The 14874-nt window shown below is 58.4% G+C and carries 12 protein-coding genes; 6 read left to right on the forward strand and 6 right to left on the reverse strand.

What is annotated here, in order from left to right:
* Positions 1 to 50: 50 nt before the first annotated feature.
* The 3 genes from OH491_RS20785 to OH491_RS20795 form a co-directional block, all read right to left on the reverse strand.
* Positions 51 to 596: a hypothetical protein gene (locus tag OH491_RS20785; protein WP_068772616.1), complete on the reverse strand. Its 546-nt coding sequence runs from the start codon at positions 594 to 596 to the stop codon at positions 51 to 53.
* Entirely contained in the window at positions 596 to 1633 is a 1038-nt protein-coding gene (locus tag OH491_RS20790; RefSeq protein WP_068772615.1) for a LacI family DNA-binding transcriptional regulator, read from the reverse strand. The genes OH491_RS20785 and OH491_RS20790 overlap by 1 nt, the downstream gene beginning before the upstream one ends.
* A 105-nt stretch (positions 1634 to 1738) precedes the next feature.
* Positions 1739 to 1987 (reverse strand): hypothetical protein, encoded by a 249-nt coding sequence (locus tag OH491_RS20795; protein WP_145929063.1) that lies wholly within the window; start codon positions 1985 to 1987, stop codon positions 1739 to 1741.
* 47 nt (positions 1988 to 2034) lie between these two features.
* Between OH491_RS20795 and OH491_RS20800 the strand changes: the two genes are divergently transcribed.
* A complete protein-coding gene (locus tag OH491_RS20800; RefSeq protein ID WP_068772613.1) occupies positions 2035 to 3063 on the forward strand; it encodes a LacI family DNA-binding transcriptional regulator in 1029 nt (342 codons plus the stop codon).
* 161 nt (positions 3064 to 3224) lie between these two features.
* Here OH491_RS20800 and rbsK read toward each other — a convergent pair whose 3' ends face one another.
* The 3 genes from rbsK to OH491_RS20815 form a co-directional block, all read right to left on the reverse strand.
* Positions 3225 to 4157, reverse strand: a complete 933-nt coding sequence (gene rbsK / locus OH491_RS20805) for a ribokinase (protein ID WP_068772612.1) — start codon at positions 4155 to 4157, stop codon at positions 3225 to 3227.
* 224 nt (positions 4158 to 4381) lie between these two features.
* Positions 4382 to 5407 (reverse strand): multidrug DMT transporter permease, encoded by a 1026-nt coding sequence (locus tag OH491_RS20810; protein WP_068772611.1) that lies wholly within the window; start codon positions 5405 to 5407, stop codon positions 4382 to 4384.
* A gap of 55 nt (positions 5408 to 5462) precedes the next feature.
* On the reverse strand, positions 5463 to 6419 hold the full coding sequence (locus OH491_RS20815; protein WP_068772697.1) for a nucleoside hydrolase: 957 nt from the start codon (positions 6417 to 6419) through the stop codon (positions 5463 to 5465).
* Between the two features lie 760 nt (positions 6420 to 7179).
* Here OH491_RS20815 and OH491_RS20820 point away from each other — a divergent pair.
* From OH491_RS20820 to OH491_RS20840, 5 genes are all read left to right on the forward strand, one after another.
* Positions 7180 to 8172 (forward strand): nucleoside hydrolase, encoded by a 993-nt coding sequence (locus tag OH491_RS20820; RefSeq protein WP_068772696.1) that lies wholly within the window; start codon positions 7180 to 7182, stop codon positions 8170 to 8172.
* A 41-nt stretch (positions 8173 to 8213) separates the two neighbouring features.
* Positions 8214 to 9275 carry a sialidase family protein gene (locus OH491_RS20825; RefSeq protein WP_068772610.1) on the forward strand — a complete coding sequence of 354 codons (1062 nt, stop codon included), beginning with the start codon at positions 8214 to 8216 and terminating at the stop codon, positions 9273 to 9275.
* Positions 9276 to 9287: 12 nt separating this feature from the next.
* On the forward strand, positions 9288 to 12140 hold the full coding sequence (locus tag OH491_RS20830; RefSeq protein ID WP_068772609.1) for a TonB-dependent receptor: 2853 nt from the start codon (positions 9288 to 9290) through the stop codon (positions 12138 to 12140).
* Between the two features lie 19 nt (positions 12141 to 12159).
* Complete coding sequence (locus OH491_RS20835) at positions 12160 to 13224, forward strand: sialidase family protein (RefSeq protein ID WP_342750669.1); 1065 nt, start codon at positions 12160 to 12162, stop codon at positions 13222 to 13224.
* Between the two features lie 121 nt (positions 13225 to 13345).
* Positions 13346 to 14833 carry a sialate O-acetylesterase gene (locus OH491_RS20840; protein ID WP_342750670.1) on the forward strand — a complete coding sequence of 496 codons (1488 nt, stop codon included), beginning with the start codon at positions 13346 to 13348 and terminating at the stop codon, positions 14831 to 14833.
* The last annotated feature ends 41 nt before the right edge of the window (positions 14834 to 14874 follow it).

Raw genomic sequence — 14874 nt, forward strand, 5'->3', positions numbered from 1 at the left:
GAAAACGCCGGGGCTGCCTTTTTTGTTTTTTTTCTGCGTCCCGGGACACGCTACGCCGCGCACGCGCCCGCCATGCGCGACACGGGTTTGAGGACATCGACACACAACGATGTCGCGCTGGTGATCTCCACGGACGGATGTGGGTTGCCCGGCGAAACATCAAAAATCCGGATGGATGCGGGTGAAACGAACTGAAGCAGGTCGTGCAGCGAACCGCGGGCCAGCGGTCCGCCGTCAGGCAGCGGCGGAGCAGGGAGGGCGGAGCCCTCGAACGCGAGCTTTTCGCACATGCGCCAGACAAGGTGCTGGTCGTCCGAGAGGACGATGTCGGCCCGGCCGGCGTGCAGGTGATAATGCACGCAAATGCGCCGCGGCAGGATGCGCTGGAGGAAAAACATGTTTCCGGCGTCGGAGAAAGCCTTGGCGCCGATGCCTCCGCTCGCGGTGATCATTCCGTCGGCTCCCGCCAGGCACACGCGCGCGACCCCGCCGCGCGAACCCTCGGGCAGCAATTCCCAAAGCAGTTGCCCGGGGAAAAACACCTTGGGAACGGCATGCGGCCCGACAGTTTGAAATTGGGGGCTGGAGGACGGCATCAGCTTAGCTGGTGGACTGATTTGCGCGTGATGAGGGAAACCGGCAGCAGGAGGCCGGCCTTGTTGGCGTCGCCGGCGGCATCGGCGACGCGCATGCGCTCAAAGAGGATTTTCACGGCCGCGCCCCCCATGGCGCGGGCGGATTGCGCGACGGTGGTCAACGGCGGGGAGAGATGGGCGAGAAACGGCTGGTCGTCGAAGGCGATGATCGAGACATCCTCCGGCACCCGGCGTTTTTCCTCGGCGAGGGCGCGCAGCGCGCCGAGCGCGAGGAGATTGCTCAAGGCCAGGATCGCGGTGATGTCGGGCGACGTGGAGAGGAGCAGCTTGGTGTCGAGGTAGCCGCCCTGTTCGTCGAACGAATCGCCGACGATAAGCGCGGGATCGAAAGGAACGCCGCACGCGGTGAGCGCGGCCTCGTAGCCTTTCACACGTGTCTGGCTGGTGATGGTACCGCGGAGCCCTTGCAGGCAGGCGATGCGGCGGTGCCCGTGGTCGAGCAAATGCTCGGTGGCGAGTTTGCCGCCGGAGAAATTGTCCGAACTGACGTAGGGGAGGCCGATATCCGGGAAGACCCGGTCAACAAGAACGATGCGGCGGCGCTCGTCGGCATAGCGGGCCAGATGTTCGGAGGACTGGCCGACGGGGCAGATGATCATGCCATCGACCTGCCGGTTCCAGAGGAGCTCGATGGATTGTTTTTCGATGGCGAGGTTTTCCTGGCTGTCGCAAAGGATGATCGAGTAGCCGTGGTCCCGCGTGGTGTGGGTGATCTCGCTGGCGATGCTGGCGAAAAAGGGGTTCGAGACATCGGCGATCACGAGGCCGATGGTGTTGGTCTTGCGCAAACGCAGCCCCTTCGCGATCGGGTTGGGGGTGAAGTTCTCCTTGCGCGCGTAGTCGAGAATGGCCTTGGCGGTTTCTTCGCTGATGCGGTATTTCCCCGCCTGTCCGCTGAGCACGCGCGACACGGTGGTCATCGAGACGCCGAGCTTGGCCGAGATGCGTTTAAGGGAATTTTGCGGACGAGGGGACATCTTTTGGATGACTGATGACAGGAATGCACCCGCCGCCAGCCTGAAATGTTGTGATTTGCGCAAACGATAGCGTCAAGGACGGAAATGATGACGAGGGTGTTGATGTTACCGCCGGAATCTTTCTCTTTCTTCTTTCCTCTTTATCTTTCTCTCCGCCTGTTCCTGACGAAAGAGAAAGATAAAGAGGAAAGAAGAAAGAGGGGGCATCACTTCCTGTTGCACCCTGATGACGACCGCGCGCGGGCATGCCATCGGAGGAGGGGCGATGGAAATCAAACCGTGGCGCGGCGCGCCTGCGTGTGTGAAATGCCGGTTTTTCTCGTTGAGGAGATTTTCAAGGGCGGCAGTAATCATGGCTCCCATGGACCGCCTTTTGTTTAAATCGCTTTTCTTTTAGCGGAATGAAGCCACACCAAACCAACTCCCTCAAGGGCATCGCGAAGAAGTTCGGAGTTTCTGTATCGACGGTCTCGCGCGTGCTCAGCGGGCAGGCGGAAAAATACCGCATCGGCGCGGAGACGGCGCGGACGATCGCCGAGTTTGCGCGCAAGGAGAATTTCACCCCCAACCCGATCGCGAAGGGGCTGCGTTTGCGCAGGACCAACACCATCGGCCTCGTGATCGCCGATGTCATCAACCCGTTCTTTGCCGGCATCGCGAGCGAGATCGCCAATGCCACCCGCAATCTGGGCTATTCGCTCATCCTGTCCGACAGCAAGGGCGATCTCACCCTGGAAAAGCAGGCGGTGGAGCTGTTGTGGCAGCGCCAGGTGGACGGCATGATCGTGTGTCCGGCATCCGAATCCTTCGAGCATCTGGCGCGATACGCGAAGGAGCGTCGTGCGCTGGTGCTGGTTGACCAGGTCTCCCCGGAGATCGGGCTGCCGTATGTCACCTCGGATAATTTCGCCGCCGGGAAAATGGCGACCGCGCATTTGCTGGAACACGGCCACAAGCGCATCGCCTGCCTGCAAGGCCGGCCGACCACGATCACGAGCCGGTTGCGGGTGCAGGGCTACGCGGCGGCGCTGGCAGGGCGGGGCATCGCCTTTGACCCCGCGATTGTGGTCGGCGATTCGTTCGACGAGCAGGGCGGTTATCTCGACACCAAGCTCCTGCTGCAAAGCGGGCGCGACGTGACGGCCATCCTGGCCCTGAGCGATCCGCTCGCGCTCGGCGCGTTGCGCGCGCTTGCCGAGGCCGGGCGGCGGGTGCCGGATGACATTTCCATCGTGGCCTTTGATGATCAACCCTACATGGCGCACCTCGCGTCGCCCCTGACCGCGATCGCCCAGGCCTCGTTGGAAATGGGGGCCGCCGCGGTCAAAATCCTGATCGAGCGCATGCGCGCGCCGGATGCCGTGACGACGGGAGGCGGGGTGCTGCTGCCGGTTTCGCTCATCCCTCGCAAGTCAGTTCGCCGGATGTAATGCCAATTGCCATTGGTAACTGGATTTTTGGAGGGCCGAGCTCCCGCGAGGCCGTCGCCGGAAAACTTTGCGTTCAACCGCGACGGCCTCGCGGGAGCTCAGCCCTCCAAAAAAGTCTGATTTTTATTGGTTAAAAGTTCGCAGGCATGGGCGAGTCGGCATCATCGTTTTGTTTTCAAAAAACGCTCGATTTCCGCTCGCGCCGGGGCGGAGGGCTGGGCACCGAGGCGGGTGACGGAGAGGGCGGCGGCGGCGTTGGCGAAGCGGATGGCCCCGGGCAGGTCGCGGCCCTCGGCCAGCGCAACGGCCAGCGCGCCGTTGAAGGTGTCGCCGGCGGCGGTGGTGTCCACGGCCTTCACCTTGCGTCCGGGAATCAGCCCGCTGGTCCGGGCGTTGTGCAGATACGCGCCTTTGGCCCCGAGCGTGATGATGACGGTTTCCACGCCTTGCGCGAGGAGGGCTTGTGCGGCTTCACGCGCGGAAGTGTCGTCGGTGACTTTTATGCCGGTGAGCAGTTCGGCCTCGGTTTCGTTGGGCGTGAGGATGGACACGAGCCTGAGCAGGGCGGGCGGGAGTTTTTCCGAAGGCGCGGGCGCGGGATTGAGGATGACGGCCACGCCGTGTTTCTTCGCGAGCTTCGCGGCGGCGGCGACGGTGGGCAGCGGGGTCTCCAACTGCATGACCAGCGCCTTGCTGCCGGGGAAGGCGGCCTCCGCGGCGCGCACATCGGCGGGCGTGAGGCGGGCGTTGGCGCCGGAGGCCACGGCGATGCTGTTTTCGCCGGAGCCGGCCACGAAAATCAACGCGACACCGGAGGGCGTCTTCGCGTCGCGCAGGATGTGGCGGGTGTCGATCTTGTCGGCCTTGAACCCGGCGAGGGCCTGGTCGCCGAACATGTCCTTGCCGAGGCGGGCGATGAAGGCGACATCGCCGCCGGCGCGCGCGGCGGCGACGGCTTGGTTGGCCCCTTTGCCGCCGGCCGCGGTGGTGAATTTGCCCCCGAGGAGGGTTTCGCCCGGGCGGGGAATGCGCGCGAGCTTGATGATCATGTCGGTGTTGGAGCTGCCGAGGACGAGGATGCGTGGCTTGGGCATGGAAGAATGGTTCGTTTTATTAAACAGAAGGAAACGAAGGGAGCGAAGAATACCTTTTATGATTATTGTTTTCTTAGTGTCCTTCGTTTCCTTCCGTTAAAAATAATGGTTCGTTATTTTTAGACAGAATGAACGGAATTTAATGGAATGGACGGAATGGGTTTTTTATTTTGTTCATTCTTTTCCATTCTGTTCATTCTGTCTAAAATAATGGTTCGTTTGTATTATTTCGAGGCGACGAGGAAGGCGATGCCGATGAAGAAGGAGACAAACATGGCGACCAGCAGGGAGGCGGTGCCCTTCGGCGCGCCCTTGAATTCCTTCCAGATAAACACGCCCCAGATCGCGGCGATCATCGTGGCGCACTGGCCGAGCGCGTAGGAGAGCGCCGCGCCGGCGGCCGCTGAGGCGACGAGGCTGAAGGCCATGCCGAGGTTCCAGATCGTGCCGCCGAGCACGCCGACCGCGTGGAGTTTCAGGCTGCCCTTGGAGAAATAATCGAGCGGGTTCACCGGCTCGCCGCGGACGGGCTTGAGGGAGACGATGGTGTTCCAGAGGAAATTGGAGACAAAGAGGCCGGCCGAGAAAACCACGAGCGCGGTGTAGGGCGTCATCAGGCCCGCCTCGGGCGCGGCGAAATTCTGTATCATTCCCTTGGATACAAGCCCGAAGAAGCCGCCGCCCATGAGCAGGCCGGCGATGATGGAAATGGCGATGCCGAGCGCCGAGCCGCCGCTTTGCCCGCCGGCGTTTTTCGCCGCCATGAGTTTTTTGTAGGCGACGGCGTTGATGACGATGGCGAGGACCACCATCGCCACGCCGATGTATAACAGCGCGGAGTCGCCGACCTCGGCGGGGCGGAAGAAGGCGGTTTGCAGCGTGCCGATGACGAGCGCAAGGCCCACGCCGATGGGGAACGCCACCGCGAGCCCCGCGATGTCAATGGCGATGACGAGCAGGATGTTCGAGAGGTTGAACAGCACGCCGCCCAGGAAGGCCCAGCCGAGCGGTGAGGCGCCGGCCTGCGCGATGTCCGCGAGGAAGCCGCGTCCGCCCGCGCCGGTGCTGCCGAGGGTGAAGGCGATGACCAGCGCGCTGAGCAGGATGCCCAGGCCGTAGTCCCAGTAGAAGAGCTGGTATTTCCATTTGTCGCCCGAGGCGAGCTTCTGGGTGTTGCCCCAGGAGCCCCAGCACAGCATTGTTACAAAGCACATCGCCACGGCGACGGGGTAGGAGGATATGGTCAGCATGATTTTTCGCGGAGTTGAGGGTTGTGGTCGGAGGGAAGGGGGAATGCCCGGCGGATTATTTGGCGGCGGCGAATTTTTCGACGGCGATTTTGGCGAATTTCGCGCGGAGGGCGGCGGCTTGCTCGGGGGAGACGAAGAGAAGGCTGTCGGGGCCGGCGGGGTCGGCGGCGAAAGCGGTATGGCCTTTCTCGGCGACGGTGACACGGCCCGCGCGTCCCGGCGTGAGCAGCGGGGTTTGCGGGTGGACGGCGAAGAAGGCGCTGGTCAGGTCCCAGCAGGGGCGTTCGTGCGGGACGGGTTGGTAGCGCTGGTAGCTTTCGCGGGCGATGTTGCCGGGCGGCAGCTTGTCGGAGATGACTTCGGCGGGGAGGCGGACGGCGATGCCGACCTCGTAGCCGCTCCAGACGCGGGGCGTGGGCCATTGTTCGGCGACGAGGCGGGCGGAGGGGGCGTCGATTTTCACGTTGAACTCGGCGTGTTCGGGGTTGCCGAAGTCGCCGGCCATGAGGGAGAGCCAGCGGACTTTTTTGGCGGCAAGGGCGCGGCCGTCGAGCGGGGAAATTTCGTCGGGTCCGCTGCGGAGGAGATCGGCGAGGTTGGTGAAGGAGCCGACTTGGACGATGACAACAGAGGCGTCGGGCGCGGCGGCGAGGGCGCGGCGGAGGACCTGGAGCGCGGGCGGATGGGAGGCGGCGAGGCCGGCCCCGGGGACGGTCTCGATAAATTTGAGGAAACGTTTTTTCTCGCTCCAGACTTTGGGCGAGGCGGGGTTGACGCCGACGGGGATGTCGGGGCGTCCGCAGAGGCGGTTGAGGAACCGGGTGTAGGGCGCGGAGAGCGGGTCGGGGGTGGTGAGGGTGACGGCGAGCAGTTCGCAAAGGCCCTTGTCCTGGGCGTCGTGGAGGATGGCGAGGGCGAAGATGTCGTCCACGTCGTTGCCCATGTCGGTGTCAAAGATGATTTTCACCGGAGGGGACGCGGAGGCGGGCTCCGCCGCGCGCGCGGGAGCCATTGCGAAAACGCAGCAGGCCGCGGCGAGCAGAATGGACGCGGTCCGGAACGGGAGCGAGAAACGGGAGGAGGAGTGCTTCCGGGTGCGGGCCCGGGAATCCCGGCACAGCATCGTTACAAAACACATCGCCGCGGCAATGGGGTAGGGTTGGATAGTTAGCATGATCGTTTGTGGTTGAGGTTGATTTTACGCGCGAGAAATGGATCACCTTTGATTCATCCATAAAAAAGCCAGAAGAGGATGTATTCTTATCAAGTTAACTATGATATAGTTATGATTGAGCATGGGGATTTCGATGATCGCGATGGCAGGGTGAGGCGGGATGATTATTTGCACAAACGTTACTCTAATTTCCGTAATTTGGTCAATAGAAATTATTTATATCATAATATATTAATAATAAACAAATTATGTCATATTTTGTCAGATCGTTCGAAAATTTCATGCGATGATTTCTGAGCAATTTCCTGAACGAGAATCGATATATTATTAAATTATTTTGTTAAACAACAAGATATGAAATTATTCATTTGCACAAACGTTTGTGTTGACAAGGCTCTTTTCTTTTATCTGATTTGAGGCCGTTCCCCCATCTTATCCACCAAACGCCTGTCGTTGTCCGCCCTCTTCCCTCGTCGTTTTTTTGCATATGGCTCCATCGTTCATATCCACCGTCTCTCTGCCGCAGACTGTTTCGCTCGGCCTGTTGAGCCTTGGCAGCGTCTTCGGACATTTTGGACTGCTTTGCCTGTTGGCCGCCATGGCTTGCATTTTTCCGGCTGACACTATCCAGGCGGCCCAGTCGTCTGGAGCGCCGGCCAAGATTATCTTCGACACGGATATGGGCAATGACGTTGACGACGCCCTCGCTCTCGCCCTCACCCATGCTTTGCAGAATCGAGGAGTTTGCGAACTGCTGGCCGTCACGCTTACGCATCCTTCGCCGGATGCCGCCGCCTATGTCTCCGCCTTCAATACATTTTATGGCCGGCCCGGCATTCCGGTGGGTGTCACCCCGGACGCGCCGGATATATACAAGAGCGAATACCTGCCGGTGGCGCGAAGAAAGGGGCCGGATGGCCGGTTGCTTTTCCCGTCAAGCGTCGAGGCATCGTCCGCGCCCGGATCGGTCGCCTTGCTGCGTCGCATCCTGGCAGCCGCGGCGGATGACGAGGTGGTAATTGTGCAAACAGGTTTTTCTACCAACTTGGCGCGCCTGCTGGACACCCTGCCGGACGATGTGTCGCCGCTGGCCGGCAGGGAACTTGTCAAACGCAAGGTGCGCCTGCTCTCGATGATGGCGGGAAAGTTTCCCTTCGATGACGGAAACAAGCCGGAGTTTAACGTTCGCCTCGACATACCATCGGCCAGAAAAGTCGCCGACGAATGGCCGACTCCGATCCTATGGAGCGGCTGGGAGGTGGGAAACGCGGTCCTCTATCCGGCGTGGAGCATTGACCGCGACTTTTACTATGTGCCGCATCATCCCGTCAGGGAATCCTACCAGACCTACAAGCCCACGCCGCACGAGCGGCCCTGCTGGGATCTGACCTCCATTGCCTGCGTGGTTTGGCCGGACCGGGGCTATTTCTCCCTGTCCCCCGCCGGACAAGTGAAAATCGGGCCCGATGGGCGCACAAAATTTACAGCCAGAAAGGGCGGCCGGGATTATTATTTGAATATCGATGAAAAACAGAGTCTCCGCCTGCGGGAGGTGTTTGCGGCATTGGTTGCGGAAAGACCAAAATTGTAAGAACTGGACAAGTGTACTAGCAGATCAGGAGGAAATATCCCATGTATTCAATCAGATGCTACATCTATTTAGCCGCATTGATGATCCTGATGGTGAAGTCAATGCCGGCCCAGAGTCCTCAATTCAGAATTGTCCGGACCGAATTTGTGGAACCGGCTCCATCTGTCGCCGAGGTGCATGCGTCCAATATTATCGAGGCCGCCGACGGCACATTGGTTTGCGCCTGGTTTGGCGGCACCAAGGAAGGAAATCCGGATGTAACGGTGTGGGTGTCCCGCTATGTCGGCGGACAATGGACGCCGGGGGTGAGCATGGCGGATGGCGTGCAGACTGCGAAGCTGCGCTATCCTGCCTACAACCCCGTGATGCATTGCACTCCGGAGGGTAGGATCTGGATGTTTTTTAAGGTGGGCAAAGACCCGGAAAGCTGGTGGGGCGAATCGATGTATTCGGATGACAACGGTATCTCATGGACGGGTCGAAAAAAACTGCCCAAAGGTTTTCTGGGGCCTGTTAAAAACAAGCCGGTTGTCCTGAAGGATGGCACGGTGATTTGCCCTTCCAGCATCGAATATAGCTCAAAGGAGTGGGTCGCCCACATGGAAATCACTGATGAAAAATTTGAGCATTGGGAAAAATCAAAACCCGTTCCAGATCCGCACAACTATGGTGCGATCCAACCGACGGTAATCCGGCATGCGGATGGCAGGCTTCAGGCCTTGTTTAGAAGCAATGGGCGGAATTTGATCTATTCATGGTCCAAGGATTCCGGAAGGACATGGTCTCCGCTGGAATTCAGCGGCTATTACATGGCCAATTCCGGCATCGACGCGGAGACGCTGGCGGACAACAAGGGATTTTTGCTGGTTTACAATCCCAATGAAAAACCGGACAACCCGAAATCCTGGGGGCCGAGAACACCGCTTGTGGTGAGCCACTCCACGGATGGCCGGACATGGCGGCCGGTGGCGCTTTTGGAACATAAGAAAACCCGTTGGGGCTACTCCTATCCCTCGATCATACAAGCCAAAGACGGACGGGTGCATGTCACCTATACATGGAATCGCGGACGCATCTGTCATGTGATTCTGGAACAGCTCTAACCCAAATTAATAATGAAACAAAAGATTACCCTGACCGGCTGGCTGCTGTTAGCCGGGGCATTCATGACCGGAAACCTCCGCGCGGCGGAGATTCGCGGAACGGTGCGCGACGCCAAGACGGGATATTTCTTGGAAGCGGTTGAAATATCGATGAACAATGGAGCACGCAGTCTGTTGACGGATCGCGAAGGCCGTTTCGAGCTGACCGGCCTTTCGGATGGCGAATATAAGCTTACATTCATCTACCCTGGCATGCGCACTCATTCCGAACAGGTTTCGATCGCCGGGGCGGATCCGTCGAAAACGCTCAACATCGCCCTTGCGTCCTTGGAGACGGACGAGCAGGTGGTCATGCTGGAAAAATTTACCGTCGCCGGTGTCAAGGAGGGGCAGGCGGCCTCCATGGCCCGCCAGAAGGCGGCGGACAATGTGCAGGTGATAATATCAATGGACGCGCACGGCGACGTCGCGGACGGTAACATCGGCAACTTCCTCCAGCGCCTCGCCGGCGTCACCGTGACCAAGGACGCCGGGGATATTGTAAACGTAACGCTGCGAGGATCGCCAGCCGGTTCCAGTGCGGTTTCGATGGACGGCAACCAAATGCCGACACAAAATGATCGCTCGGTGCGGGTGGATTATATTCCATCGGAATTTATAAAAGAAATCGAGGTCATTAAAGGCGCGACGCCCGACATGTGGGCCGACGGGCTCACGGGGACGGTCAATTTGATCACAAAATCCGCATTTGATTACAGGACGGCGGTTTCCAATTACTCGGCAGGGGCCAGCGTGAACACCTATCGCAGCGATTTGTGGGAGATCGGTCCGTTCGCCCAATTCACTTATATGAACGCATTTGGTGACAAGCGGAACCTTGGTGTATCAATGTCCGCCAGCTACAACAAATCCATCAGACCAAGTGACCGGACGCAGACACAGCGAAGAGAGCTTGACGGCAGGCTCACTCAGGCGCGTTTGCTTGATGACATTGTTTTCCGCAAGAGATCAGGCGTTTCCACGAAAGTAGAATACCGTCCCTCCAAGACCCTGAGCATAAAATTTAATGGAAGCTGGAATCAATACAAACAGTTAAACACGCGCAACGCCTTTGATGCAACTTCGGATGGCGGCTCACGGACAGTGGCGGACTACACCCGCGTGGGCCGCGAGGAAATTGAAGGCGGGGCCGTTCCGCGCGATGAGAATAACAACGTGGCCGGTGTTGCGCCGGGTTTTACCGACACTTACACGGAAATTTTGAACGCCCTGGTCGGCCACACCGCACGCGTGGCGGACAGCACCACCGATGTGTATCGCTATGGAATCGAGTTGTCGAAGCGACTGAACGGCGGAGCGAAATTGGATTTTGGAATAAGCACAACCCACACGGACGCGGTCGGCTACAATAGATCGTTTCTCGTGAGGCGACGGGGAGGGATCGGCATAGGAATAGATACCTCCACGGACATAAAAAAACCGCAATTTATACAAACCTACGGTCCATCGTATGAATATGGCACCGATTACAGCACAGGCTGGACCGCCACCTTCAGCGGGGGCGACAATAATTCGTCCGCGACCATCAATGTGCTGACTGCGGATCTGACGAAAGATATGATTTTATGTGGCATGCCGCTGAGATTGAAAACCGGGTTTGCCATGCGTCTTCAGGATCGCGATTCTTTTGCCATGTCGCCCGCGTGGCGTTATACGGGTGACATCCCGCATCTTAAGAAGCCGGGGCAGGCATATGGCCTGTTCAACGGTTTTTATGCGGGCAAGGACCAGTTTGATATTTACAAAGTGATGTCCGAGTATGCCGATCCCGTGACAAATTCCGATTTTACTGTTACAAGCAACGTGCGCCCTCCGCATGGCAAGATCACTGAGGATGTCTATGCCGGATATGTCATGTCCTCGCTGAAAATCAGGCGACTTCTGATTACCGGTGGCATCAGGGGAGAATGGACGGACATCAACGCATCCGGCTCCATATCGAATCCTCGCGCGCTAGACCAGGTGGTGGTTGGAAGCAGTTCGGATTACATGGAGGCTTTTCCAAGTGTGCATTTGAAATACTCGGTCTGGCAAAACTTGATCGCGCGGGCGAGTTGGCACACCTCAATGGCGCGGCCCGCTATAGACCGAATTGTCCCCGCGACCACGATTACCTATCCCGCCGACGAGGCGGGTGAAGGAAGGATCACAGAAAACAATACCGGCTTGAAACCTCAATATGCCAAGAATTGGGATCTGGCGTTGGAGTATTATTTGCGGTCGAGCGGCATCATCTCAATTGGCTGGTTCAGAAAGAATATCACCAATTTTATAACCAGCACGAGTTGGTTGGAAACCGAAGGCGAGTGGGCGGGTTTCAACCGCAGGACTTGGATCAACGTTGGCTCGGCGGAATTGGAAGGTTATGAGATGGAGTATTCCCAGCGACTTGCGTTTCTACCCAAACCGTTCAACGGAATCAGCGTGTTTGCCAATTACACCCACATAAAAACTAAGGGCGAATACAATGACGGAATTGAGGAACTGGCCAAGTTCATCCCGAGGAGTTATAATGCCGGGCTGACCTGGCGCTGGTGGAAACTGGAGGGCCGGGTGCAATACCGGTATCAAAGCGGATTTTTATCGGAATACAGCACGGATCCGACCCAAAAAATAAAACTGACCGCAGATGATACGTTGGATGTGAACATAAAATTCAATATCAAACGCTGGCTGACCGTGTATGCCGATTTCCAGAACATACTTAACGAGGCCCCGTATTATTATAACATCAACAAGAGAAGGGTGACGATAAGCCAGGCCACCGGCACGCAACTCACACTCGGCGTTTCCGGACGATTTTAACATGGGGAGGTCAATCAAAATGAAACATAACCGAATAATCGGAACACTTCTGTCATTGGCCTGCGCGGCGCCGTTGTTGAGCGCTCAGGCGAAAAGCCCCGTCGCCGCGGTGCTGCTTTCGGAGTTCATCGAGGCCGCGCCCCAGGACCCGGAGGTCCATGCGTCGAGCATCACCGAGGTTTCACCCGGAGTTCTTCTCGCGGCGTGGTTCGGCGGCGCAATGGAGGCTGACAATGACACGCAGATATGGGCGTCGCGGCACACGGAGGCGGGGTGGGGGAAGGCGTTTGTGGTTGAACAGGGACTTTCCGAGGACGGAAGCAAACCCGAACCCGTGTATAACCCGTCTCTCTACACGCACAAGGACGGACGGATCACCGTGTTTTACATGGTCGGCCCCTGGAAGGGCAGCAAGAGGTATTGCATGAAGGAATCGCTGGATGGTGGCGCGACTTGGAGCAAAGAAAACAGGGTGCCAAAGGGATTGCGGGGGCCATGCCGTGCGCCGACATTGCGCTTGTCGGACGGCAGCCTGCTTTTCCCCACCACAGGCAGTGGAGGCGTGCTCTGCAATTGGTCCGACGAGGAAATGACCCCGGACTCATGGGGAAAATCCGCTCTTATTGCTGATCCGGAAAAGATGAGCGCCATTCAGCCCACTTTGATGGAGAAAAATGACGGAGCAGTATTGCTGTTTGCGCGCACCTATGCGCGGGAAATCGGGGTCGCGCGCTCGTCTGATCGCGGACGGACGTGGGGGGCGATCAAAGGCACTGGCATTTATATGGCCAACTCCGGGATTGATGTGCTGAAATTGAAGGACGGACGCGCGCTTCTGGCATATAACAAATCGGACAAGCCGGCTGATCCAAGCAAATGGGGCAATCGCACGCCGCTTACCCTGGCCGTGTCAGTGGATGATGGCGAGAACTGGCGCGATTTGTTTAATCTGGAGACGGACGATATCCGCGAAGGCTTCGCCTATCCAACGCTGATTCAGGCTTCCGACGGACTGGTGCACCTCACCTACACCTGGGGGCGCAAGCGCATCAAGCATGTCGTGATTGATCCGGAAAAATTATAAAACGAAAAGAGGCTGACTACAGATGGACGCAGTTATACACCGATCCGCGTGTCTGGGGGCTTCGCAACCAAAGTCCCCATATGGAAGGCGGGACTTTTTGCGGGTGTGCGCCTTTGTTTGTTTGCTCACGGCGGCGGCGCTTCACGCAGACGTGCGGCTGGCACCATTGTTTCAAGATCATGCCGTGTTGCAGCGCGGGAAGCCTGTGCCGGTGTGGGGGCTCGCTGATCCGGGTGAGGCTGTTATGGTGGAGTTCAAAGGCCGCTCCGTATCCGCGACTGCGGATGCCGATGGACGCTGGAGAGTGCGGCTGCCGGCAATGGAAGCGGATGCCAAAGGCGCAAGGCTGGTGGTGCGGGGAAAGAACAGGCTGACGCTGGATGATATTGTGGTTGGAGATGTCTGGTTGTGCTCCGGCCAGTCGAACATGGAGTGGACGGTTGAGAATTCCACCCAAGCCGGCGAAGAAATCGCGAGCGCGACCAACCCGTTGATCCGGGAGTTCAAAATTGTCAGGGCGGTTTCAGAAAAACCTTTGTTTGAGGGGAAGGGCCAATGGAGGCCGTGCTCAAAAAAGAGTGTGAGGAAATTCACGGCAGTCGGTTATTTCTTTGCAAGGGAGATTTATGAAAATCTCAAAGTGCCCGTCGGCCTCATCAACAGCACATGGGGCGGCACGCGGATTGAGTTTTGGATGAGCAGCGAGGCTTTGGCCTCGACAAAGGCAAATGCCGGGATTCAAGCCCGGTGGATAAACCGCCTGAATTCATATCCCGGGGCGTATAAGAAGTGGGAGATCGACAATGCCCGCTGGGAGCAGGAGCAAAGGCTGGCCTCCCGGCAGGGGACCGCTTTTACTGCGCGCCGTCCGCTTCCTCCCGAGGGGCCGGGCAGCCGCAATATGCCGTCGGGTTTATACAACGGCATGATAAATCCACTGGTCCCGTATGGACTGGCCGGTGTTCTCTGGTGGCAGGGTGAGCATAGCACGGACAGGCCGGACTGGTATCAGGAGCTTTTTCCGGTCATGATAAAACAATGGCGCGCGGCCTTCGGGCAGGGGGACTTGCCGTTTTATTATGTGCAACTTGCATCGTATGAGGCGGGCAACGACAAGACGAGGCAGCAATGGGCGTTTTTGCGCGAGGCCCAGATGGTCGGAAGAAATCTTCCCAATACCGGCATGGTGGTGTCGCTCGACATCGGAAAGGAGCGGGATATTCATCCGCCGGACAAACAGGTGATAGGCCGCCGGCTGGCCTGCGCTGCCCTCGCAAAAACCTATGGGAAAACCATGCAATGGGAGGGACCCCGGATGGAGCGCATCGGACGGAATCCAAGGGGGATCAGGATCATTTTCAAAAATGCCGAGGGGCTGGCGTGCCTCGATGAGCCTGTGCGGGGCTTTGAGATTGCGGGAGCGGATCACGTGTTTCGAGAGGTGCCGGCCAGAATTGACGGAGACAGCGTGCTACTGGATCTGCCACAGGGAACTGTGGCCGAAGCGGTCCGTTATTGCTGGTGGAATTTTACCGCCAGGCCGATGCACAACGCCGCCGGGTTTCCGGCCGAACCCTTCCGTACGGACAAATGGCCCATGCCAAGGTGATTCTTATGATTTCGATTTATCAACACAACCGGTGCCTTTCA

Origin of the sequence: Termitidicoccus mucosus (assembly GCF_038725785.1) — a bacterium.
GTDB classification, from domain to species: domain Bacteria; phylum Verrucomicrobiota; class Verrucomicrobiia; order Opitutales; family Opitutaceae; genus Termitidicoccus; species Termitidicoccus mucosus.

What these genes read in the sequence shown, in the direction of transcription:
- OH491_RS20785 (WP_068772616.1), bottom strand. Translation starts at nt 596, where the DNA reads ATGCCGTCCTCCAGCCCCCAATTTCAAACTGTCGGGCCGCATGCCGTT.
- OH491_RS20790 (WP_068772615.1), bottom strand. Translation starts at nt 1,633, where the DNA reads ATGTCCCCTCGTCCGCAAAATTCCCTTAAACGCATCTCGGCCAAGCTC.
- OH491_RS20795 (WP_145929063.1), bottom strand. Translation starts at nt 1,987, where the DNA reads ATGATTACTGCCGCCCTTGAAAATCTCCTCAACGAGAAAAACCGGCAT.
- OH491_RS20800 (WP_068772613.1), top strand. Translation starts at nt 2,035, where the DNA reads ATGAAGCCACACCAAACCAACTCCCTCAAGGGCATCGCGAAGAAGTTC.
- rbsK (WP_068772612.1), bottom strand. Translation starts at nt 4,157, where the DNA reads ATGCCCAAGCCACGCATCCTCGTCCTCGGCAGCTCCAACACCGACATG.
- OH491_RS20810 (WP_068772611.1), bottom strand. Translation starts at nt 5,407, where the DNA reads ATGCTGACCATATCCTCCTACCCCGTCGCCGTGGCGATGTGCTTTGTA.
- OH491_RS20815 (WP_068772697.1), bottom strand. Translation starts at nt 6,419, where the DNA reads ATGGCTCCCGCGCGCGCGGCGGAGCCCGCCTCCGCGTCCCCTCCGGTG.
- OH491_RS20820 (WP_068772696.1), top strand. Translation starts at nt 7,180, where the DNA reads ATGGCTTGCATTTTTCCGGCTGACACTATCCAGGCGGCCCAGTCGTCT.
- OH491_RS20825 (WP_068772610.1), top strand. Translation starts at nt 8,214, where the DNA reads ATGTATTCAATCAGATGCTACATCTATTTAGCCGCATTGATGATCCTG.
- OH491_RS20830 (WP_068772609.1), top strand. Translation starts at nt 9,288, where the DNA reads ATGAAACAAAAGATTACCCTGACCGGCTGGCTGCTGTTAGCCGGGGCA.
- OH491_RS20835 (WP_342750669.1), top strand. Translation starts at nt 12,160, where the DNA reads ATGAAACATAACCGAATAATCGGAACACTTCTGTCATTGGCCTGCGCG.